Annotated in this window: 11 protein-coding genes and 1 pseudogene; 7 read left to right on the forward strand and 5 right to left on the reverse strand. The window is 70.7% G+C overall.

Going from position 1 to position 21377, the window contains the following annotated elements; all coding sequences use genetic code 11:
• Window positions 1-32 precede the first annotated feature (32 nt).
• Genes ACZ6TI_RS44455 through ACZ6TI_RS44465 form a run of 3 tightly spaced genes read left to right on the forward strand, consistent with a single transcriptional unit; the run spans window position 33 to window position 9233 of the window.
• Window positions 33-7862, forward strand: a complete 7830-nt coding sequence (locus ACZ6TI_RS44455) for an RHS repeat-associated core domain-containing protein (RefSeq protein ID WP_465351331.1) — start codon at window positions 33-35, stop codon at window positions 7860-7862.
• Window positions 7863-7879: 17 nt separating this feature from the next.
• Window positions 7880-8158 (forward strand): barstar family protein, encoded by a 279-nt coding sequence (locus ACZ6TI_RS44460; RefSeq protein WP_465351332.1) that lies wholly within the window; start codon window positions 7880-7882, stop codon window positions 8156-8158.
• Window positions 8142-9233, forward strand: coding sequence for a Dyp-type peroxidase (locus tag ACZ6TI_RS44465; RefSeq protein WP_465351333.1), 1092 nt, complete (start codon window positions 8142-8144; stop codon window positions 9231-9233). Before ACZ6TI_RS44460 ends, ACZ6TI_RS44465 begins: the two co-directional genes overlap by 17 nt.
• Before the next feature lie 103 nt (window positions 9234-9336).
• Here the strand turns inward: ACZ6TI_RS44465 and ACZ6TI_RS44470 are convergent.
• Window positions 9337-9678: pseudogene (locus ACZ6TI_RS44470) on the reverse strand (DDE-type integrase/transposase/recombinase); the annotation flags it as partial.
• A 157-nt stretch (window positions 9679-9835) separates the two neighbouring features.
• Window positions 9836-10099, reverse strand: a complete 264-nt coding sequence (locus ACZ6TI_RS44475; RefSeq protein WP_465351334.1) for a phospholipase D-like domain-containing protein — start codon at window positions 10097-10099, stop codon at window positions 9836-9838.
• Between the two features lie 436 nt (window positions 10100-10535).
• Between ACZ6TI_RS44475 and ACZ6TI_RS44480 the strand changes: the two genes are divergently transcribed.
• Together ACZ6TI_RS44480 and ACZ6TI_RS44485 are read left to right on the forward strand one after the other, a co-directional pair.
• Window positions 10536-11390: a protein NO VEIN domain-containing protein gene (locus ACZ6TI_RS44480; RefSeq protein WP_465351335.1), complete on the forward strand. Its 855-nt coding sequence runs from the start codon at window positions 10536-10538 to the stop codon at window positions 11388-11390.
• A gap of 555 nt (window positions 11391-11945) precedes the next feature.
• Window positions 11946-12116: a hypothetical protein gene (locus ACZ6TI_RS44485; RefSeq protein WP_465351336.1), complete on the forward strand. Its 171-nt coding sequence runs from the start codon at window positions 11946-11948 to the stop codon at window positions 12114-12116.
• 511 nt (window positions 12117-12627) lie between these two features.
• On the opposite strand, the gene ACZ6TI_RS44490 is transcribed toward ACZ6TI_RS44485, so the two are convergent.
• Window positions 12628-13047, reverse strand: a complete 420-nt coding sequence (locus ACZ6TI_RS44490; protein ID WP_465351337.1) for a hypothetical protein — start codon at window positions 13045-13047, stop codon at window positions 12628-12630.
• A 405-nt stretch (window positions 13048-13452) separates the two neighbouring features.
• Here ACZ6TI_RS44490 and ACZ6TI_RS44495 point away from each other — a divergent pair, with 405 nt between their 5' ends.
• Both ACZ6TI_RS44495 and ACZ6TI_RS44500 read left to right on the forward strand, forming a co-directional pair.
• A complete protein-coding gene (locus ACZ6TI_RS44495; RefSeq protein WP_465351338.1) occupies window positions 13453-18030 on the forward strand; it encodes a type I polyketide synthase in 4578 nt (1525 codons plus the stop codon).
• A gap of 44 nt (window positions 18031-18074) precedes the next feature.
• On the forward strand, window positions 18075-20330 hold the full coding sequence (locus ACZ6TI_RS44500) for an MMPL family transporter (RefSeq protein ID WP_465351339.1): 2256 nt from the start codon (window positions 18075-18077) through the stop codon (window positions 20328-20330).
• 8 nt (window positions 20331-20338) lie between these two features.
• Here ACZ6TI_RS44500 and ACZ6TI_RS44505 read toward each other — a convergent pair whose 3' ends face one another.
• Both ACZ6TI_RS44505 and ACZ6TI_RS44510 read right to left on the reverse strand, forming a co-directional pair.
• Window positions 20339-20707: a hypothetical protein gene (locus ACZ6TI_RS44505; protein ID WP_465351340.1), complete on the reverse strand. Its 369-nt coding sequence runs from the start codon at window positions 20705-20707 to the stop codon at window positions 20339-20341.
• A 61-nt stretch (window positions 20708-20768) separates the two neighbouring features.
• Window positions 20769-21251 carry a hypothetical protein gene (locus ACZ6TI_RS44510; RefSeq protein ID WP_465351341.1) on the reverse strand — a complete coding sequence of 161 codons (483 nt, stop codon included), beginning with the start codon at window positions 21249-21251 and terminating at the stop codon, window positions 20769-20771.
• Window positions 21252-21377 lie beyond the last annotated feature (126 nt).

The raw sequence follows: 21377 nt of genomic DNA on the forward strand, positions 1-21377 counted from the left end.
TTCCGGCGTTCGTGACTACGGCGGAGGCGGCCATGGTTTTCTCGCGTCGGGAAGCACCGGCTCACCGGGCGTTCGTCTCGGTCGCGGCGGCGACGGCCATGGTGCTGCTGGCCGGCACGACGGCGCAGGCCGCTCCGCCATCGCCGGCGCGAGCCGCTTCCCCCGCCCCGATCGCTTCAGCGGCCCCGACCGCGAAGACCACGACCGGGAAAGGGGCTGCCCCGGCCGGTCCTCCGACGCGGCGAGCGGCGGCGGCAGGCGAGCCGATCCGCTACGCCCACGATCCGGCCGGCCAGCTGTCCGGTTTGGTCGATCCGCAGGGCGACGCGGCCGAGTATGCCTATGACGCGACCGGCAACGTCACCGGTATCGCGCGACGGCCCTCGACACAGCTGTCGGTCCTTCAGGTCAGCCCGCTGCGGGCCGCGGTGGGCGCGGCGGTGACGATCACGGGCACGGGATTCGCCTCGGCCGCCACCGGGAACGTGGTCGAGTTCGGTGGCGCCGCGGCGACCGTCACCTCGGCGAGCGCGACGCGCCTGGTGGCCACGGTCCCGGATGCGGCGAGCAGCGGCCCGGTCACCGTGACCGCCGGCGGGAGCACCGCGACGAGCGGCCGGCCGTTCGTCGTGGGCGTGGAACGTCCGCCGGTGATCACCGGCTTCTCGCCGGACGGCGGGCCGGCCGGCACCGTCGTGACAATCACCGGCACCGGGTTCGGCACCGACCCGAGCCGTACCGTGGTCTCCTTCAACAGCGCCGCCCGCGCCCGCGTGACCGCCGCGACCCCGACCAGCCTCACCGTCGTGGCGCCGGCCGTGGGCGCTGGTCCGATCTCGGTGCGGACCGGCGGCGGCACCGCGGTCAGCGAGACCGACTTCGCCGCTCCGGCCGGGAGATTCGTGGCCTCGCAGGTGGACAGCGTCACCCGGCTGACCGTGGACGGCCCCGCACAGCCCGCCGCCGTGGCCACCGCCGGCAACGTCGCGCTCCTGCGCTTCACCGCGATCAAGAACGCGCGGCTCAGCCTCGTCCTCACCGGTGTCACCGCCGCCCGCTCCGCATCGGTGCGGTTCTTCACCGCGGCCGGCGCCGAGCTGTCCACCCGGCAGTTCAACAACGCCTATGGGCTCCAGGCTGACGGCAGCATCGACCTGCCGATCGTTCCGGCCGACGGCACCTACACGGCCGCGGTGTCACTGACCACGCCGGGCGCCGTCGACGCCCGCGTGGTGGAGGACGTCAACGGCGGCACGCTGACCTTGGACGGTCCCGGCAACCCGATCACGATGACCCGGCCGGGCCAGCGGGTGCGACTGAGCTTCGCCGGTGAGGCGGGGCGGCCGTACTCGATCGTGGTCGCCGGCGCGACCGGCACCGGCGACAGCCGCCTCCAGGTTTTCTGGCCCGACGGCCAGGCGGTGGCGTCGGGCGGCACACTCACCGGCGGCAACGGCGTCGTAAGCATGGGTTTCCTCCCCGCGGCCGGCGTCTTCCAAGTGGTGATCGACGTACCGTCGCTCGCGACGTCGTCGTTCACGGTGGCGCTCGCCGGGCCGATCGACGCCGGCGAGATCACGCCGACCGGCCCGAGCGTCACCGTGAGCGCCACCACGCCCAACCGGTCGTTCGTGCTGCGGTTCACCGCCGACGCCGGCGGCCTCTACAGCCTCGCCTTCAACCCGAACACCTTCCCCGGCACCACGTCGGTCTCGGTCGGGCAAGCCGGCGCGCCCGCCGACAGGTACTCCGTCACCGGCTGGACGGATCTGAATCTGCGGCGCGCCACCGCCGCCGGCGTCTACGAGGTGGTGATAGTGCCGGCCGCCGGTGCGACCGGGTCGGCCACCGTCACGCTGGCCGCCGACGTGCGGGCCGGCGAGGTGACCGAGACTGGGCCGGCGGTCACCACGACCATCACCCGGGCAGGCCAGAACGCCCGGCTGACCTTCGCCGGGACAACCGGTCAGCGGCTCAGCCTGAACCTGGCCGGGCCGACATTCCCCGGCGTCAACGCCTACGTCGTCACCGTCTACCGGCCGGACGGCACCCTGGAAATCAGCGAGTATCTCACCGGCGGCGACGAGATCGACCTGCCGGCGCTCACGCAGACCGGCACGTACGAGATCGTCATCAACCCCGCCAACGTCGCGACCGGCTCGGTCGCCGTCATGGTGAGCGCCGAAGTGGACGCCGGAACGCTCAGCCCGGCCGGGCCCGGCACGGCGCTGACCCTCGCCCGGGCCGGGCAGAACGCCCGATTGCGGTTCACCGGCGTCGTGGGTCAGCGGATGAGCCTCGGGCTCACCGGGTCGACCCTGGTCGCCTACTACAGCGTGTACGTGTACCGGCCGGACGGCACAGTGCTGGCGAGCTTCCGGCTCACCGGTGGCTCGAACGACGGGGATCTGCCGGCGTTGCCGGTGGACGGCACGTACCAGGTGCTGGTCGATCCGGACCCGGGCCGCACCGGCTCGCTCACCGTGACCCTCGCCGCGGAGATCGACGGCGGCAGCCTGAGTCCGGTGGGCGAAGCGTCGGCATTGACCTTCGCCCGGGCCGGGCAGAACGCGCGGGTACGGTTCACCGGCGTCGCGGGTCAACGGTGGAGCCTCGGGCTCACCGGGTCGACGCTGGGCGCGGCCTACTACGTGTCGGTGCTCAAGCCGGACGGCACGGCACTGGTCAACGACCGGCAGTTGAGCGGCGCGGCCTCTGTGGACCTGGTGGCGCTGCCGGCCGACGGCACGTACGAGGTGCTGCTGGATCCGGCGGCGGCCCGCACCGGCTCGCTCACCGTGACCCTCGCCGCGGAGGTCGACAGCGGGACGATCGACGTCGGCGGTCCAGTTCGCACCGTGACCGTCGCTCGTGCAGGGCAGAACGCGCGGGTGCGGTTCGCCGGGACCACCGGCCAGATGCTGAGCCTGACCTTGAGCGGATCGACGTTCGGCGGCTCCTGCGGGGTCTCGGTGCTCCGGCCGGACGGCACCACGCACCTCACCAATCGGCTGGTGTCCGGCAACACGACGCTGGTGCTCGCGGCGCTCACGCTCACCGGCGTACACGAAATCCTGCTCAACCCGGACGAGGCCCGGACCGGCGCGATCAGCCTGACCCTGTCCGCGACGCCGGCCGCCGCGGCCGCGCTCGACGAGCCCTACCATCCGGCCGGGACCGTCCACCGGCGAGCGCCCGCCGACATCGCAGGACCCGCCATGAAGCCGGTCCGCGATCCGCAAGCGGACGACCGCCCCGGCTCTCGGCCCGCGCCCGCCGTCGCCGATCGCTGGACGCCGGACAAGGGCAACCTGGCCGGCCGCAACTGGGGGACACGGCTGCCGGAGACAGCGGTGCCGGCCGCCGACGTCCGCGCCGCGGATGGCGTGACCGCGCTGGCCGGCCGCGTCCTCGCGATAGACGGCCGCCCGCTGCCCGGCGTCTCGGTGCGCGTAGGCGAGGTACGGGCCGCCACCCGGGCGGACGGACAGTTTCTGCTGGCGCCACTGCCGGCCGGCCACCGCGAGATGGTGGTCGAGGCCGGCGAGCACGGCCGCTACGAGATCGGTGTCGAGGTGGCGGCCGGCCGCACCACGCCGCTGACCGCGCCGGTGTGGCTGACCCGGCTGAACCGTGCCGCCGAGGTGCGGTTCCCGTCGCCGACCACCCGCGAGACCGTCCTGACCACACCGGACATCCCGGGACTCGAGGTGCGGCTGCCCGCCGGATCCGTGGTCCGCGACGCACAAGGCCTCGTCGTGCGGAAACTCGGCATCACCGCGATCCCGACCGATCGGCCGCCGTATCCGTTGCCCCGGCACATCAACGTGCCGGTCTACTTCACGGTGCAGCCGGGCGGCGCCTACCTGTTCCCGCAGGGTGCGCAGGTCGTCTACCCCAACTACGACGACCTGCCCCCAGGTAGCCGGGTTGAGTTCTGGAACTACGACCCGTCCGGGCGAGGCTGGCACGTGTACGGCCACGGCCGGGTCACCGGGGACGGCCGGCAGGTGATGCCGGACGAGAACACCCGGGTGTACGAGTTCACCGGCTCGATGATCAACGCCGGACTGACCGGGCCGCTCTACGGGCCCAACGGCGAGTACTGGGCCGACGGCGACCCGGTCGACCTCGGCACCGGCCTGATGGTCGACACCCACACCGACCTGGTGGTGCCGGACGTCATCCCGATCTCGGTGACCCGCACCTACCGCCAGGCCGATCCCTACTCCCGGCCGTTCGGCCTCGGGCAGAACCACGAGTACGGCATCTTCCTGCAGTCCGCCAGGCAGTACCACGAGGCCGACCTGGTGCTGCCGCACGGCGGCAAGGTGCACTACGAGCGCATCTCCCTCGGCTCCGACTACCCCAATGCGGTCTTCCGCAACAGCACCGCCACCGGCGAATGGTTCGGCTCCACCATCACCTGGAACGGCAACGGCTGGAACCTCACCCGGCGCGACGGCATGACCTACATCTTCGGCGACGAGAGCCCGTTGCAGGCCATCCGCGACCGGCACGGCAACACGGTCACGATCACCCGCGACGGTTCCGGCAACGCCCACCGCGGCAACATCACGCAGGTCACGTCGCCGCACGGCAAGTGGATCCGGTTCTCGTACGACAGTTCCGGGCGGGTCACCCGGGCCGAGGACAACATCGGGCGGGCGGTGCTCTACACGTACGACACGGCCGGCCGGTGGCTGCGCACGGTGACCGACCCGGCCGGCAAGGTCACCACCTACGGCTACGACGGCGCCAACCGGCTGGACACGATCGCCGACCCGCGCGGCATCGTCTACCTGGACAACGAGTACGACGCCAACGGCCGCGTGGCCCGTCAGACCATGCCGGAAGGCGCCGTCTACGAGTTCGCCTACACCGACGCCGGCGGTCGCATCGCCGAGACCCGGGTGACCGACGCCAACGACCACGTGCGCCGGGTGACCTTCAACGCCGACGGATTCGCCACCACCGAGACCGACGCGCTGGGCACCCCGGCGGCGCAGACCAAGACTCTGACCCGGGAGCCGGGCACCAACCGGGTGACCCGGCTGACCGACCAACTCGGGCGGCAGACCCGCTACGGCTACGACCCGAACGGCAACGTCACCTCGGTCGTTCTGCTGGACGGCACCGCCGACGCGGTCACCACCGAGCAGGTCTACGGCGGACCGTTCGACCAGGTCACCCGGGTCACCGACGGGCTCGGCCACAGCACGATCTACGACTACGACACCGCCGGCAACCTGCACAAGGTCACCGACCCGCTCTCCAGGACGATCGAGTTCACCTACGCCCCGGACGGCCGGACAGCGACCGTGACCGACCCGCGGGGCCGGAGAACCACCCACACCTACCAGCTCGGCGACCTCGCCACCACGACCGACCCGCTGGGCCGGGTCACCCGCGTGCTCGGCGACGCCGCGGGCCGGATCGTGCAGAACACCGACGCGTCCGGCGCGGTCGCCGTCACCACCTACGACGAACGCAACCACGTCCGGTCGTTCACCGACCCGCTCGGCCGGGTCACCACTTACGACTACGACGAGAACGGCAACCGGACCCGCCGCACGGACGCGCGCGACCACACGACACGGTGGGCGTACGACGCCGCGGACCGGCTGGAGAGCACCACCGATCCGCTGGGCCGGGCCGAGACGCGCACCTACGACCCGAACGGCAACCTGAAGACCACGCTGAACCGCGACGGGAAGCTCACCCGGTACGGATACGACGAGCTCGACCGATTGACCACAGTGGATTACGGCGCCACCGGGACCGGCGCCGAAAGCACCGTGACCTACGGGTACGACGCCGGCAACCGGCTCCTCACCATCGCCGACTCGGCGGCCGGCACGGTCACCAACACCCCCGACGCGCTCGACCGGATCACCCGCCAGGTCACGCCGCAGGGGACCATCGACTACACGTTCGACGACGGCGGCCGCCGCCGCACCATGCAGGTCGCCGGGCAGGCACAGACCACGTACGACTACAACGACGCCGACCAGCCCACCACGATCACCCAGGGCAGCCGGACCGTCGTCACCGGATACGACCCGGCCGGGCGCCCGCGCACGGTGACGCTGCCCAACGGCACGACCCAGACGTACGACTACGACGACGCCGACCAGCTCACCGCGATCACCTACACCCGCGGCGCCACCACGCTCGGCGCCATCGAGTACGGCTACGACGCCGCCGGGCGGCGCTCATCGGCCGGCGGATCGTACGCCCGCGTCGCCGTCCCGCAGGCCTTCTCCGGCGCCGTCTACAACGTCGCCGACCAGCTCACCTCGCTCGGCGGCACGACCTACACGTACGACCACGACGGCAACCTCACCGGCGACGGCACGACCGCCTACGCCTGGAACGCCCGCCACGAGCTGACCGGCATGACCCGCGCCGGTCTGACCGCCACCTTCCAGTACGACGGCACCGGCCGCCGCACCGCCAAGACGCTCAACGGCAGCACCACGCGCTATCTCTACGACGGCGACACGGCGATCCAGGAGCTCGGCGCGTCCGGGCCCACCGCCAACGTGCTCACCGGCGGCACCGACACCTACTTCGCGCGTACCGACGCGACCGGCGAGCACGATGTGCTCACCGACGCGCTGGGCAGCGTCGTCGGGCTGACCGGCGCCGGGGGAGCGACGGCCACCGAGTACACCTACGAGCCGTTCGGCGCCACCACGCCGACCGGCGCAGCCTCCGACAACCCGGCCCAGTTCACCGGCCGCGACAACGACGGCACCGGGCTGTACTACTACCGGGCCCGCTACTACCACCCGGCGTTGCAGCGCTTCATCAGCCAGGACGCGGCCGGATTCGCCGGTGGTCCCAACCTTTACGCGTACGCGGACAACGACCCGGTCGACAACGTCGACCCGAGCGGGCACCTGCCGTTCCTCATCGTCCTCGCCGGCGCGTTCGTGGTCGGCGCGCTGACCGACGGCGCCATCAGCTACGCCACCCAGCGAATCTCCGGACGCAAGGTCGACTGGGGCCGGCACGGCGTGGCCGGCGACGCCGTGACCGGCGGGGTGGTGAATGCCGCCACGGCCAGCCTGGGCAAGGTCGTCACGCTCGCTGACGACGTCGTCGACGTGGCCCGGCTGTGCAACCTGGGGCCCAACAGCTTCACCGGCGACACCCGGGTGCTGATGGCGGACGGCTCGGCCAAGCCGATCAGCGAGGTCGCGGTCGGCGATGAGGTGCTGGCCGGCGATCCGGAGACCGGCCGGACCGCGGCCCGCCGGATCACCGACGTCATCGTCGGCGAGGGCGACAAAGACCTGGTCGATCTGACCGTCGACGGCGCGGCGCTGACCGCGACCGCGGGCCATCCGATCTGGGACGCGGTCGATCGGCGGTGGGAGCAGGCCACCGACCTGGTGGCGGGTGATCGGGTACGCACGCCGGACGGCCGAGTGGCCACGGTGGACGATGCGCGTCGCGGCCCCGGGCGCCTCGACGTCTTCAATCTGACCGTCGACGACCTGCACACCTACTACGTGCTCGCCGGCGACACCCCGATCTTCGTCCACAACGCGGCGTGCGGCCTTCCGGCCGGCAACGACGAACTTCGGCGGCAGGTCCGCAAGGTGGTGAACTACTACGACAAGACCGGGCGAACGCCTTCAGGCGTCCGGCAGGGCGCCATGCCGGGATACGCCAAAGGCGTTTTCCTCAACGACAAGAAGCAACTTCCGAAGCGACCGCTCGGCTATTACACGGAGTCGGATGTCTGGGCCGTGGGCAGCGCATACCGGGGCAACTATCGTCTCGTCTTCGGGCGCGGGGGCGAGGTTTATTACACTACTGACCACTATAAGAACTTCGAGAGATTGCGGTGAGTGGCATGGCTCTCGTCGTGGATCTGCGCGGCCGCTCGATGGAGTCGATCGACGATTTCTGGGACGCGATCGCGGGCCCGGCCGGGCTGCCGAGCTGGTTCGGCCGGAACACCGAAGCCTGGCGGGACACCATTTACGTGGGCGGCATATCGGAGGTCATCGACTCGAACGGCGGGATCGTCGTCCACGTCGACCGGGCCGGCTTCTTTGCCAAGAAGAACCTCGAGTTCCGCCAGTTCAGAAGGACGTTCGGTGGCCGCCGGTCGAAACTGGTGATTCATGATCCGCCGGCGTGACGTGCTGGCCGGCGGGCTCGGCGCCGCCTTGAGCGGGTGCGCCCCGGCCGCACCTTCCCAGCCGTCGCCGCCGGCCGCCGTCCCGGCCACGGCACATCAGCCCGGCGTCGTGGATCGTCCCGCCGCGCATGCGCGGCTGGCCGCCTTCGACCTCGTGCCGGCCGGCCGGGACGGGCCGGCCGGGTTGCTCCAGCGCCTCGGCGAGCGGGTCCGTGCGGCAAACGGCGCCGCCGGGCACACGGTGACGGTGGCCTACGGAGGCGCACTCTTCGACAGCCGCTTCGGGCTCGCGACCGTTCGCCCGCAACGGCTCACCGAGATGCCGTCATTCCCCAACGACGTGCTCGACCCGGCCTGGTGCCACGGCGACCTGCTGCTGCAAGTCTGCGCCGAAACCGCCGATCAGGTCGCCGCCGCCGTCGCCGACCTGGTGACGGCCGCCGGTGGGCTGCGCCCGCGCTGGCACCTGGACGGCTTCCACGAGGGTAACGGCGCCGCCGGCGACGGCCGGCACGTCGACCGCAACCTCTTCGGCTTCCGCGAGGGCGCCGGCAACCCGGACGTGCACGATCCGGCCCTGATGGACCAGCTCGTCTGGGTCGCGCCCGGCACGGCCGGCGAGCCCGCCTGGACGGCCGGCGGCACCTATCAGGTGGTCCGGCTGATCCGGTTCGCCACCCGGATGTGGGACGCCGAGCCGGTCGACCGGCAGGAACAGATCTTCGGCCGACACAAGAGCGACGGCGCGCCGCTGGGCCAGGGGAAGGAGACCGACGAGCCGGCGTACGCCCGGGACCCGGACGGCGCCGCGATCCCGCTCGACGCGCACATCCGCCGGGCCAACCCGCGCACCCCGGAGACCGCCGGCAGCCGGATCCTGCGCCGGGGGTACTCGTACCGGCAGTCCGCCACTGACGAGGGCCTCGCCTTCATCTGCTTCCAGAGCGATCTGGAGCGCGGCTTCGCCACGGTGCAGCGGCGCCTGGCCGGCGAGGCACTCGACCGGTACGTGCTTACCTACGGCGGCGGCTACTGGTTCGTCCCGTCAGTCCCCGGCCAATGGCCGAAAAGCTGACGGATCCACGGCCCGGGTGCGTCACCAGGCCGCAGACCACGCGATGGGGTACGACATCTCCACCAGGTGGCGCCGGCGATCACTACTTGTGCTGTCCGACAGTTCGCAGTCCGCGCATCGGTCTCAGCCGGCGCTTGAGCTGACCGTGGTCGGCTTCTATCCGGTTGTTCGCATACTGCTCGACGTGGTGCCACGCCGCTGGCACCAGTTCTTCGAGCACGGCCGGGTAGACCGGTGCGGCGTCGGTGACCATCTCGCTCGGGGTCACCTTCAGCGTCCGTAGCGCGCGGGTGAAGAACCGACGCGCGGCTGCGGCGTCCCGGCGGGTCGAGAGCAGCACGTCGGTGACCTGGCCGTGCTCGTCGACGGCCCGGTAGACGTAGCGCCACACGCCGTTGACCTTGACGTACGTCTCGTAGACAAACCACCGGTCACCCACCGAGTGCGGAGCGAACCGCTCACCGTTTTCGTTGGATCAAGGTCACCCACCAGAAATCCACCGTTTTCAGATCTGTGTGACTGCCGCGACGCCCGCTCGGCGATACTTCCGCTGTGTAGGCGGTCTAGTGTGAGCGACTGCTGGACGCTTCCGCCGGCGAGGTCTAGGGCCGCCGGTGGTCGCGCCGCCCCGGCCGCTCGGCGAGCGCGCTGGTTTCCAGGTTGGCGCTGGAGACGAGCGAGGCCTCGTCGTCCACGATCAGGAACTTGGCGTGGCACTGCTCGTGACCGCGCAGCGCGATTCCGTGGCGGGTTAGCTGGTCGATTCGCTTCTTCTGGGCCCTGGACGTCCCGCCCCGTCCATGTCCTCGGCGTAGGCCAGGTCTCGCCGCAGGGTGGCCTCGGTCAATTGCCCGCCGGGATGACAACGGTAGGCCGGTCCGTGCCGGCCTGCGACGACCGGCTTCGGTGCGAGCTGGAGCCGAGTCGTGGAAGTCGGCGGTCAGGCTCCCACCCGGCCATCACATTGGCTGCTGGCCCCGTGTGAGTAGCCTCCCAGTCGTCGCTCGCCCCAATCGCGAGCAGACGGGTCCAGCCGTCGAAGTCAAGATGCGCTTCGCGACGGGCGGCAGGGTCCCGGGTGCCCGGTGCTCGCTTGCCGTCCGGCATGCATTCGCAACAGCCGCGATCGATGCGTCGGTTCATGACGTTCCGGTACGCAGGCGGCCCAGGTGGCGGCCAGGCGGCCCACGGCCCGTATCCGACCGTGGGGTTGTGTCCCTGACGGTCGTTGGGCCCTGGGCTGCGTGTGGCACTCTTGGGCGCCGTCACGCTCGTGGTTGACCACCAAGGAGGGAGAGACCGATGGCGCTGACGCCTCAGCGGGAGCTTCGGCGCTGGATGCTGGCAGTACTCCTCGACGAGCCTGGCGGGGGAGCGCGTCGAGCGCGCGTTCTGGAGGTCGTGGGGCAGCGGTTTGGTCCGCGGCTCACGGTTGAGGATCGGGACACACCGCAGACTCGGCCGTTCGAGGAGAACTGGCAGAACCGGGCCAGCTATGAGCGTGCTGCAATGGTGAGAGAAGGGCTCCTGGCTGGCCGGAGAGATGGCGTTTGGGAGCTGTCGCCAAGCGGGACGAGTGCCGCTGCTGCCGTCCAGGCGCTGGCGACCGTGGACGCTGTTGGCACGACTCCCGAAGTCCTGGACGCTGAGGTCTTGGCTGACGAGGCAGCGGGTCGAGTCGTTCGCCGCCAGGTGATCACGACCGCGGCTGAACGCAAGGCAATCGAGACTCACGCAGTCGGGATCGCATCCGAGCACTTCACGGGTTTGGGGTACCGCGTTGACGACGTCGGGGATCACGAATCGTACGACCTGGACGTGCGTCGCCCCAGCGAGCGGATCTACGTTGAGGTGAAAGGCACAACGACCGAGGGCGGTGCGGTCGTACTCACGAGGAACGAGGTCGAATTTCACCGCGCGCACTACCCGAGCAACGCGTTGGCTGTTGTGCACGACATCTCGCTGGACCGATCAGTAAGTCCTCCTGTGGCGTCGGGCGGCCGGTTGGAGCTTGTGCAGCCCTGGAGGATCGAGAACGACGCACTGGCAGCGCTGAGTTATCAGTACGAAACGGGCCTCGGGTCTCAGCGACCGCGCAAGAGCCGGCCCGCGCTCGCAGGTTCGGCGCAGCAGTGGCAGCGCGACCGTAACGCCTGAACGGGTCCAAGACTCACGGGTCACTCATGACCAGATGGTCGTGACGATCTCCGCGAGCAATGCCAGCAGAAGGTCCGTGTGGCGACCGGAAGGCGGGCGCTAGCCCACCGAGGGAAGGTCCAGGTCACAACCCTGCGCCATGATCCTTTGGTTCGCATGCCGTGACCTCCGGTCCACCGGCTTCGAGTCCCGTCGGGTCCACGACCCCTGTTGACATGCGTGTTTGTGACCGTCGAATGATGTATTGCGCGGACCGGACTCGCATGTTGGCCGGTTCCTAAAGACGTCTTTGACCTTGCCGCACGACGGGCTCGTCACCGTCGGCACCGTCGAGTCCGGCCAATTCGTCGTGATTCCCCGCTTGTGAGCAGACGCCGGATACCGCATCCGGGCCCACGGAGCCAGCATCCGACGCCCGAGATGTGTCGTACAAGCTGAACGGGTGGAAGCGGCGGCTCTGCGGGGCTTGTCGCAGAATGCGGGAAGAGCATCCAGTAGCCCCAGCGTACGAACAGTCTCCTGCTCGTTGGCTTGCCGCGATATCGTCGTTTTCCTATGAGCGATGCAGCAGCCCTGACATTCGACGACTACGCTGCCGAATCTGCTGTTCTGGGGATCTATCGGCAGGTCTTCGCTGTGCTGGCGCGAAACGCCAATGGGATGGTTGACGGTGCCGACTCGGTCGGCGTCGATGAATTGAGGCTCTGGCGCGTATTCCGTGAATGATCTGCGCGAGTCTGATCGGACGTCGGCGACACGAAGCTCGCGCAGGTCAGCCGGCGACGGCGAGGGGGCGCGCGGCCACCTGCCAAGCCAGCGGAGCCTTGGAGCGCAACCGCCCGGCCCGGAAGGCGCAGGCGTTCCGAGAAGGTAGCCTCCGGCGGGCAGGGCCTCCGGATCTACGACCCGGAACAGGCCTCCGGCGGCCGGGGCTTCGCCCCCGGGCCCCGAGCGCTCTGCGATGTCCAACACCCCGCAGCGGCCCATCACGCACCGGAGGCAACCAGACCGCGCCCGGGTCGGTGACGCTCGACCGGGTTGAGCAGCTGCGGCGTCACCAGCATCGACATCGTCGCCAGGTGTTGCTGGTCGGCGGCGAGGTCGGTGTGTAGAAGCGCTCGCCGACCAGATCGCCGAGCACGGCCCGCAACTGGCGCGCGTTTTAGAGGGTTGCTGGGCGGGAGAAGTGGGGCCGGTGATCTGGATGGTGAGTCCGGGGATCACCGGCCCCCGGGGATCAGCCGACGCCGATGTTGTTGTGTGCGCTCACCGGGGCGTAACGACGGTTGCCGTAAAACGTGGCGTCGTATCCGTTGACCAGGAGGTTGGCCAGCGAGATGGGCGGCGGCACCGGGCCGTTGTTGCACTCCGCGTATCCGTTGAGGTCCGTGGTGGCCGCACAGAGCGGGAAGCGCTCGCCGGTGGTGACGAACGTGATGTACAGGCCCGGGACGGGGCGGCCTTGGATCGTGATGAACCGGGCCTTCAGCCCCAAGGTCTCGCGTGCGATGACGTCGAGAGTGCCGTAATAGGCGGTCGCGTGGAGCGGCTTTCGTTGGGAAACCGGGGAGGCCTGCGCCGGGGCGGCGGGGGTGGCGGTGGCCAGGCCGACCATGGCCACTGCGGCGGCGAGCCACCGCGTTGTTGTGTGCTTCATGGCGCACAAAACTAGGAGATATGCCCGACTTCTCGATAATCGACACACCTAGTAGTGACGGAATTCCACTATCGAGTGCATGCGCGGCGGTTGCGGACAGGGCCGCAACGACGGATGCATCGTCGCGCAGGAAAGGTGAAGGGCGGCGAGTCGCGGCGCCCTGACCTGGGCGGGCGTCTCGCCGTGCGCCCGATCGGGTGATTGAAGGCGACAAGATCACGCGGTCGCCGTCGCGTTGTGCCGGTTTCCGTCGCGAAGCTGCGTAGCATCCGTCAAAGCATCCTGGCAAACAGTCGATCTCGGATCGAAAAGCGAACCGCATGGTGGTCTGGCTTCGGGCTGACCGACGCTTTCCCGTCCGCTTTCCGATTGAGGCCGTGAAGGCACTCAAGCATGGGAACTTCAATGGATATTGCGATCGTCGGCCTTTCTTGCCGTTTCCCGGGCGCCCGAGATGTCGTCGAGTTCTGGGCGAACTCCCTGACTGCCGCACCACAGTTCCGACCGGTTCCGGCGAGTCGCTGGAATCACGACACGTTCTTCTCGACGGACTTCCGCAACGTGCATTCCACGTACGCCGATCGGGTGGCCTTCCTGGAGGACGTGGAGCAGTTCGCGGCCCTGCACCACCGCGTCCCGCCGCGCCGCGCCAAGGCGATGGACCCGCAGCAACGACTCCTGGTCGACCTGGCCCGCGAAGCGGTCCAGGACGCGGGCTGGGAGCGAAGCGAGTTCGACCGGGCCGGCACCGGCGTGTTCGTGGGCTTGAGCGCGGCCGACTACATGGACCTGACCAGCGCGCGGCTGATCGGGGCGATGCTGGCCGACGGCTCGCTGTCGGCGAGTGCCGGCGACCCGGGGCTGCTCAGCGCGATCACCGCGGTGGCGGACCTGGCGATCGAGCCGCCGCAGTCCTTTTCCATGGCGGGCTCGCTGCTCAACATGGCGCCGTGCACCGTCAGCGAGCTGCTCGACCTGGGCGGCCCGTCGTTCGCCGTGGACGCGGCCTGCTCGTCGGCGCTCGTCGCGCTGCACGAGGCGGTCAACCACCTGCGCGCCGGGTCGTGCACCTCGGCCCTGGTCGGCGGCGTCTACATCAACCTGACCCCGCAGGCACTGGTCGGCTTCTCCCGGATCGGCGCACTGTCCCCGGCCGGAGTCTGCCGACCGTTCGACTCCCGTGCCGACGGGTTCGTGCTCGGTGAGGGCGGCTCGCTCGCCCTGATCCGTCCCCTGGGTGACGCGATCGCCGCGGGCGACCGGATCTACGCGGTGCTCAACGGCATCGGCACGGCCAACGACGGCAGGGGCGCCGGCCCGATGACCCCGATGGCCGAGGGCCAGGTGAAGGCGATGCGGTCCGCCTACCGGGAAGCCGGGATCCCCCCGGGGACGATTGACTTCCTGGAGGCGCACGGCACCGGGACCACGGTCGGCGACCGGGTCGAGGTGGAGGCGGTCCGGCGGTTGCGCGGGGACGGCGCGAACACCAACCGGCCCTGCTACCTCTCCTCCGGCAAGGCGCTGATCGGGCACACCCTGCCGGCCGCGGGCGCCGCGGGCGTGCTGCGGGCCTCGCTCGCCCTGCACCACCGCACCGTGCCGCCGCAGCCGGCCGTCGAGCGCCACTCGGACCTGCCGCTGGCCGAGGCGGGGCTGTTGATCGCTGCCGAGCCGATGGCGTGGCCGGAGGTGCCGGACGACCGGCGGCGCGCCGGCGTGAGCTCGTTCGGCTTCGGCGGCACCAACGTGCACGTGGTGCTCGGCGATGCGCCGGAGAGCCGGGAGATCAGTGAGACGGACCCGTGCGCCGACGGCCGGCCCTGGGCGGTGCTGCTCTCGGCGGGCAACGTCGAGCTGCTGGCCGCGTACGCGGAACGCCTCGCGGCCGTGGTCGGCGCCGATCCGGCGATGGTGCCCGCGGCGGTGGCCCGCACGATGGCCACCCGCCGGCTGCTCACCGCCAGGCTCTTGGTGATGTGCCGGACCCGCGCCGAGTTGGCCGGCCGCCTCACCGAGGCGGCGCGGGCGCTCTCCGCCGGTGTGCTCGGACGGCTCGGCCCCGGCCTCCACGCGGGCGCCGCGCCGCTCGATGACGCGCAGCGCCACCTCGCCTTCCTCTTCCCCGGCCAAGGCTCACTGCGCGCGGGCGTGCTGCGCGACTTGACCGCCCGCTTCCCCGCCTTCGCCCGGTACGCCCAGCCGCTCGCCGAACGGGTCGACGAGCGCACCGGCGCCCCGGTGAGCAAGCTGCTCTTCGAGGAGCCCGGTCCGGACGCCGAGGCGGAGGTCGCCGCCACCCGGATCTGCCAGCCCGGTCTCGGCGTCGCCGGGATCGCGATGATCCGGCTGCTCGCCGATTGCGGGGTGCACCCGGAGGTGGCGCTCGGGCACAGTGTCGGCGAGCTGGTCGCGGCGGTCGCCGCCGGGGCGTTGAGCCCGGGGGACGGGCTGGATTTCCTGATCGACCGTGGTGCCGCAGTGACCGCGGGGAAGGCGCCGCCGCCCGGCACGATGGCCGCGGTCAAGGCCGACGCGGCCGTCTTCGCGGACTTGACCGCCGGCATCGAGGGGGTTTGGGCGGGATGCTACAACCATCCTGCGCAGACCGTCGCGAGTGGACATCGGGCCGCCGTTCAGGCGCTGCTGCAGCGATGCGAGGAACGCGGCGTGCCGGCGGTGCCGCTGCGGGTGTCGCACGCGTTCCACTCGCCGCTGCTCGCCGATGTCGACCGGCGGGTCGTCGCCCACGTCCAGAAGCTGCCGATCCAAAGCCCGGCCCGGGCGTTCGTGTCCAGTGTCGACCCGGCCGCGCCGGTGGAGCCGGAGAGCTTGCGTGCGATGTGGAGCCGTCAGGGCTCGGCGCCGGTGCGGTTCCGCGAGGCCCTGGACGCGGCCGTGGCCGCCGGCGCCCGGATGCTGGTGCAGGTCTGCGCCGGGGACGCCCTGCTCGGGATGGCCACGCAGACCCCCTCGGCCGCCGGGCTGGAGTCGATCGCGCTGATGCCGGACGAGCCGGACGACGGGTACGCGCTGCTCGCGGGACTGGGCCGGCTCGCCGTCGCCGGTGCACCGCTCGACCTGATGCCGCTCTTCGCCGGGCTGCACGTGCCCCTGCTGACCCTGCCGCCCACACCGCTGGCCACCCAGCGCTATTCGATCCGACGTACCCCTCGAGACGGCCGCCCGCCGACGAAGGCGCCGGCCACCGTGATCAAGCCCAGTCTGCCGGCGCCGACCGTGCCGCGAGCAGCCATCGAGAACGGAGTGCCGATGCCCGTGAACGACGTGATCACGCTGATGCGTGAGCAACTGTCCATCCTTCGTACGCTGGGAGCGGAGCCGATGGCTCTCCCAGCCGCCGCCGAGGCGACCGCGCCCACGCCGCCCCCGGCGGAGACCCGCCGGCTGCCCGCCGCGACGAAGGCCACTCCGGTCGACGCCGGCCAGATCGCGATGGAGCTCGGCGCGATGGTGGGACGGATCAGTGCGTACCCCGCCGACCTGGTCCGTGCGGACCAGTCATTCGCCGCCGACCTGGGCTTCGACTCGATCATGAGCGTGGAGCTCACCACGGCGATCAAGCGCCGCTGGCCGGACCTGGGTCTGCGGCCCGACGAGGTCTTCGGGATCACCACCGTCGGTGAGCTCGCCCGGCTGCTGGCAGAAGCGCTGGGCACCTCGGACCCGGCCGTGCCGGCACCCGAACCGGCGCACCCGATGCCCGCGCTGCCCGCCGGCCCGCAGCCGGACGTGCGCCGGCCCGAGGTCGCCGACGTGGCCCTGCTGCCCGAGGTGGTCGAGTTCGAGCGGCGCGGGAAAATCCTGGAACGGGTAGGCGTGGCCAACCCGTACTACCTGCGCCACGAGGGTGTGATCGGCCGTGGCACCTCAGTGGACGGCCGTCCACTGATCTCCTTCTCCAGCTACAACTATCTCGGCCTCTCCGGGCACCCGGCGGTCGCTCAGGCGGTGAAGGAGACGGTCGACCGATACGGCTCCTCGGTCTCCGCCGCCCGCATCCTCTCCGGCAACCGGCCGTTGCACGACGACCTGGATCGGGGCGTAGCCCAGCTGGTCGGCGCCGAGGACGCGATCACGCTGATCGGCGGGCACGCGACCAACGTCGGCGTGATCGGCCACCTGGTCGGCCCGGACGACCTGATCGTGCACGATGCCCTCGCGCACGACAGCATCCTGCAGGGCTGCCGCCTCTCCGGCGCCGGCCGCCAGCCCTTCCCGCACCAGGACCTGGGCGCCTTGGATGCGCTGCTCACCCAGACCCGGCGCCGCTACCGCCGGGTGCTGATCGTGGTCGAGGGCGTCTACAGCATGGACGGCGACGTCTGCGACCTGCCTGCCCTGATCGCGCTGAAGAAGACGCACGGCGCGCTGCTGATGATCGACGAGGCGCACAGCATCGGCGTGCTCGGCGAACACGGTGGTGGTGTCGGCGAGCATTTCGGCGTCGCCCGCACGGACGTGGACGTGTGGATGGGCACTCTGTCGAAGTCGCTGGCCAGCTGCGGCGGTTACGTCGCCGGGCGGCACGAGCTGATCGACTACCTGCGCTATACGCTGCCGGGCTTCATCTTCAGCGCCGGAATGAGCCCGGCGAACGCCGCCGCGGCCCTGACCTCGCTGCGGATCCTGCGCGAGGAGCCGCAGCGCCTGGTCGCGCTCCGAAAGCGGTCCGCCGAGTTCCTGCGGCTGGCGAAGGCGGCCGGGCTCGACACCGGGACCAGCGAGGGCACACCGGTGATCCCGTGCATCACCGGCGACTCGATGAAGGCGCTGCGGCTCTCCGACGCGCTGCTGCGCCACGGCGTGAGCGCCAACCCGATCCTCTACCCGGCGGTCAAGGAGCAGCTGGCCCGCCTCCGGTTCTTCGTCACCGCCGAACACACGTCGAAGGACATCCAGACCACTGTCGAACTGGTGGCGGAGCACCTCGTCGCGGCGCCCGTGCCGCAGCCGGCCTGACACATCCACGTCCCGCAGACCGCGCCCGATCAGATTGCGCCCACATGACATCTGTGAAACTCCGCCCGGTCCGGGCCGGCCGCCACCATCTGGTGGTCAGCGACCCGGCATCCGGCGCGGTCGTCCGGCTGGTCACCCGGTTCCCGAAACTCATCCTGGCGACCGCCCTGTTGCTGGCCGCTCTCGCGATCGCCTTCAGCGGTGATGTGGTCGGCGCCCTCAAGACCGGCGGCTTCGACGATCCCGCTTCGGATTCGGTACGGGGCCGGGCCGTCCTCGCCGAGCACTTCCGGTCCGCCGACCCGAACCTCGTCGTGCTGATCGCGAAACCGGGCGGCTCAGTCGATGACAGCGACATGCGCGCCCAGGCGCAGTGGGTCACCCGGCGCCTGGGCGCCACGTCCGGGATCACCGTCGCGGGCTCGTACTGGACCGGGCGAGTGCCGCAGCTGGCCAGCCGGGACCGGGACACCGGCATGATCCTCGTCCGGGTGGACGGCGACGAGGACCAGAGCGCGAAGCGGACCGCGGCCCTGCACAGTCAGCTGGCCGGCGACGACGGGACGATCCGGGTCTCGTTCGGCGGCGTGACCCAGATCAACAACGACATCAACGACCAGGTGACCAAGGACCTGGCCACCGCCGAGTCGATCGCCATCCCGATCACCATGGTGCTGCTCCTGCTCGTCTTCGGCACGGCGTGGGCGGCCGGTGCCCCGCTGCTGATCGGCATCTTCGCGATCGTCACGACGCTGGGCACCCTGCGCCTGCTGGCTGCCTTCACCGACGTGTCAGTCTTTTCGATCAACATGACCACGGCGCTCGGCCTCGGCCTGGCCGTCGACTACAGCCTGCTGTTCGTCTCGCGTTACCGCGAGCAGCGGGCGGTGGGCGGCAGGCTGAGCGCGGCGCTGGACGCCACCATGCGTACGGCCGGGCGCACCATCCTGTTCAGCGCGGCCACCGTGGCGGTGGCGCTGCTCAGCCTGCTGGTGTTCCCGCAGTACTTCCTCCGCTCGTTTGCGTTCGCCGGGATCGCCGTGGTGGTCACCACGGCGGCCGCCGCATTGCTGGTCCTGCCGGCCCTGCTGGTGCTGGTCGGCGACCGGATCGACCGGTGGTCGCTTTGCCGTCGCCGGCCCGGTGACATCGGCGGCGAGCGGGCGGCCGCGTTCTGGGGCCGGTTCGCCGCGTTCGTGCTGCGCCGGCCGGTGCTGACCGCGCTGCCGGTGGTGATCGTGCTGCTCGGGCTCGCCCTGCCCTTCACACACGTGAAGTTCGGCGTCGCCGACGACCGGGTGCTGCCGAAGACGGCGGAGAGCCGGATCGTCGCGGATACCGTCCGCCGCGAGTTCAACGACACCGGCAGCGGCGCCACCGTGGTCGTGGCGCAGCACTGGGACAACGGGCCGGGCTCCGCCGTCCGGGTCGCCGAATACGCCGCCCGGCTATCCCGGCTCCAGGGGGTGAGCCGGGTCGACAGCATGGCCGGCTCGCACCAGGGTGGTGTGATCGTGAAGGCCGCCGCGCAGCCGGATCCCCGGTTCGTGACGGGGGAGGCGACCTATCTCTCGGTGATCAGCGACGTGGAGCCGTACTCGAGTGAGGGCGCCGCCATCGCCCGCGCGATCCGCGCGATTCCGGTGCCCGCCGGGGTTCCCATGCTCGTCACCGGGCCGGCGGCGCAGCTGGTGGACATCACCGGCGCGGTCGGCGACCGGCTGCCGTGCGCTCTGTTGCTGATCGCCACCACCACATTCGTGCTGCTTTTCCTGCTCACCGGCAGTGTGTTGCTGCCGATCAAGGCGCTGCTGCTGAACACGCTGACGATGGGCGCGGTCTTCGGTGTCGCCGTCTGGGTCTTCCAGGACGGTCACCTTTCGGGCTTGCTGGGACAGACCGCGGCGCCGCTGGCGGTCGCGATCCCGGTGCTGCTCTTCTGCGTGGCCTTCGGCCTCTCGATGGACTACGAGGTCTTCGTGCTCTCCCGGGTGATCGAACGCCACGAGCAGGGCGCCGACCTGCACACCGCGGTGGTCGACGGGCTCTCCCGCAGCGTCCGGGTGATCACCGCGGCCGCAGCGATCCTGTCGGTGTCGTTCCTGGCGATGCTTACCTCCGGGGTGTCCCTGATCCAATTCTTCGGGCTCTGCGCCAGCCTGTCGATCATCCTGGACGCGTTGCTGATCCGCCCGGTGCTGGTGCCCGCCTTCATGCGGGCGGCTGGGCGGTGGAACTGGTGGGCGCCGCGGTCGCTGCGCGCCCTGCACGCCCGGGTGGGCCTGCGCGAACACGGCTGACAGACACTTCAGGCGAGCAGACCCGTGATCCCGAGTGCGTGTCGCCCGGTCTCCACCATGGTGTCCTCGGGAGTGAGCGGGTGGAACTTCGCCGCGCGGATGTCGCGGTAGCACCGCTCGATCACCGAGCCCTTGAAGAAGGCCGGGCCGCCGGCGACGTCCATCGCGAGGTCGCAGACCTCGACGCCGGCGTCGGCGACCTCGGCAGGATCGATGTCGCCGGGCCGCCCCGGCTCACCTTGGCCATTCCACGATGGTTCGCGGTAGTCGCGCAGGTGCTTCGGTGCGGGGATATCCTGCCGACTCCGGACCTCGATGTAGGGCACCGAGGCCGCCGCGGCCCGGAGACCAGCGACGCCAGCGGGTTGGCGTCCCACTGCACAACGCCAAGTTGCCGCAGCATCCGACCATGTTCCTGGGCCGGTGTGTACGGCCGAGTCAAATCGAAACCTGCGCTTGTGATGTACAGCCCCTGGCGCCATGCGGTGCGGCGTCCAATAGGTCGTCCATCCGCGACGTCACGGGCGCGGGGTGGTATTGCACGATCCGGTCGATGCTGCCGTCGAGCCACTCGGCAAGCGGCTGGCGGTGTAGGTGCGAGGCCAGGTCCACAGTGGTTGCTGGTACGACAACCCAGCCCGCCCGGGTCAGGCCTTGGACGAGCGCACGCGCGAACGGCACGCCACCGTGCACACGCTGCTCGGTCAGGGCGTCGGCTTGCTGGAATGCGCCCGCCGATTGGGCTGGGCGTTGAACACCGTCAAGCGGTATGCCCGGGCCAGTACCGCAAACAATCTGCGACGTCCGCCGCGCTACCGCGAGACGCTGGTCGACCCGTTCCGGGATCACTTGCGCCGCCGGCGTGCCGACGACCCGAAGGTTGCGGTGACGCGGCTTCTCGACGAGATCCGCGAGCTCCACCAGCTCAGAGTTGATCCAGTCCGGTGATGCAGCGGGTCAGTGGACGCTGCCCAGCGAGGAGACGATTGCCCGCTTGGTCTTCGTGTTGCGCACGACGAGCAGGTAGCGGTCGCCCTTCCGGAGTAT

It is taken from the genome of Actinoplanes sp. NPDC051388 (genome assembly GCF_055586225.1).

What these genes read in the sequence shown, in the direction of transcription:
- ACZ6TI_RS44485 (WP_465351336.1), top strand. Translation starts at nt 11,946, where the DNA reads ATGAGCGATGCAGCAGCCCTGACATTCGACGACTACGCTGCCGAATCT.
- ACZ6TI_RS44480 (WP_465351335.1), top strand. Translation starts at nt 10,536, where the DNA reads ATGGCGCTGACGCCTCAGCGGGAGCTTCGGCGCTGGATGCTGGCAGTA.
- ACZ6TI_RS44500 (WP_465351339.1), top strand. Translation starts at nt 18,075, where the DNA reads ATGACATCTGTGAAACTCCGCCCGGTCCGGGCCGGCCGCCACCATCTG.
- ACZ6TI_RS44465 (WP_465351333.1), top strand. Translation starts at nt 8,142, where the DNA reads ATGATCCGCCGGCGTGACGTGCTGGCCGGCGGGCTCGGCGCCGCCTTG.
- ACZ6TI_RS44490 (WP_465351337.1), bottom strand. Translation starts at nt 13,047, where the DNA reads ATGAAGCACACAACAACGCGGTGGCTCGCCGCCGCAGTGGCCATGGTC.
- ACZ6TI_RS44495 (WP_465351338.1), top strand. Translation starts at nt 13,453, where the DNA reads ATGGATATTGCGATCGTCGGCCTTTCTTGCCGTTTCCCGGGCGCCCGA.
- ACZ6TI_RS44455 (WP_465351331.1), top strand. Translation starts at nt 33, where the DNA reads ATGGTTTTCTCGCGTCGGGAAGCACCGGCTCACCGGGCGTTCGTCTCG.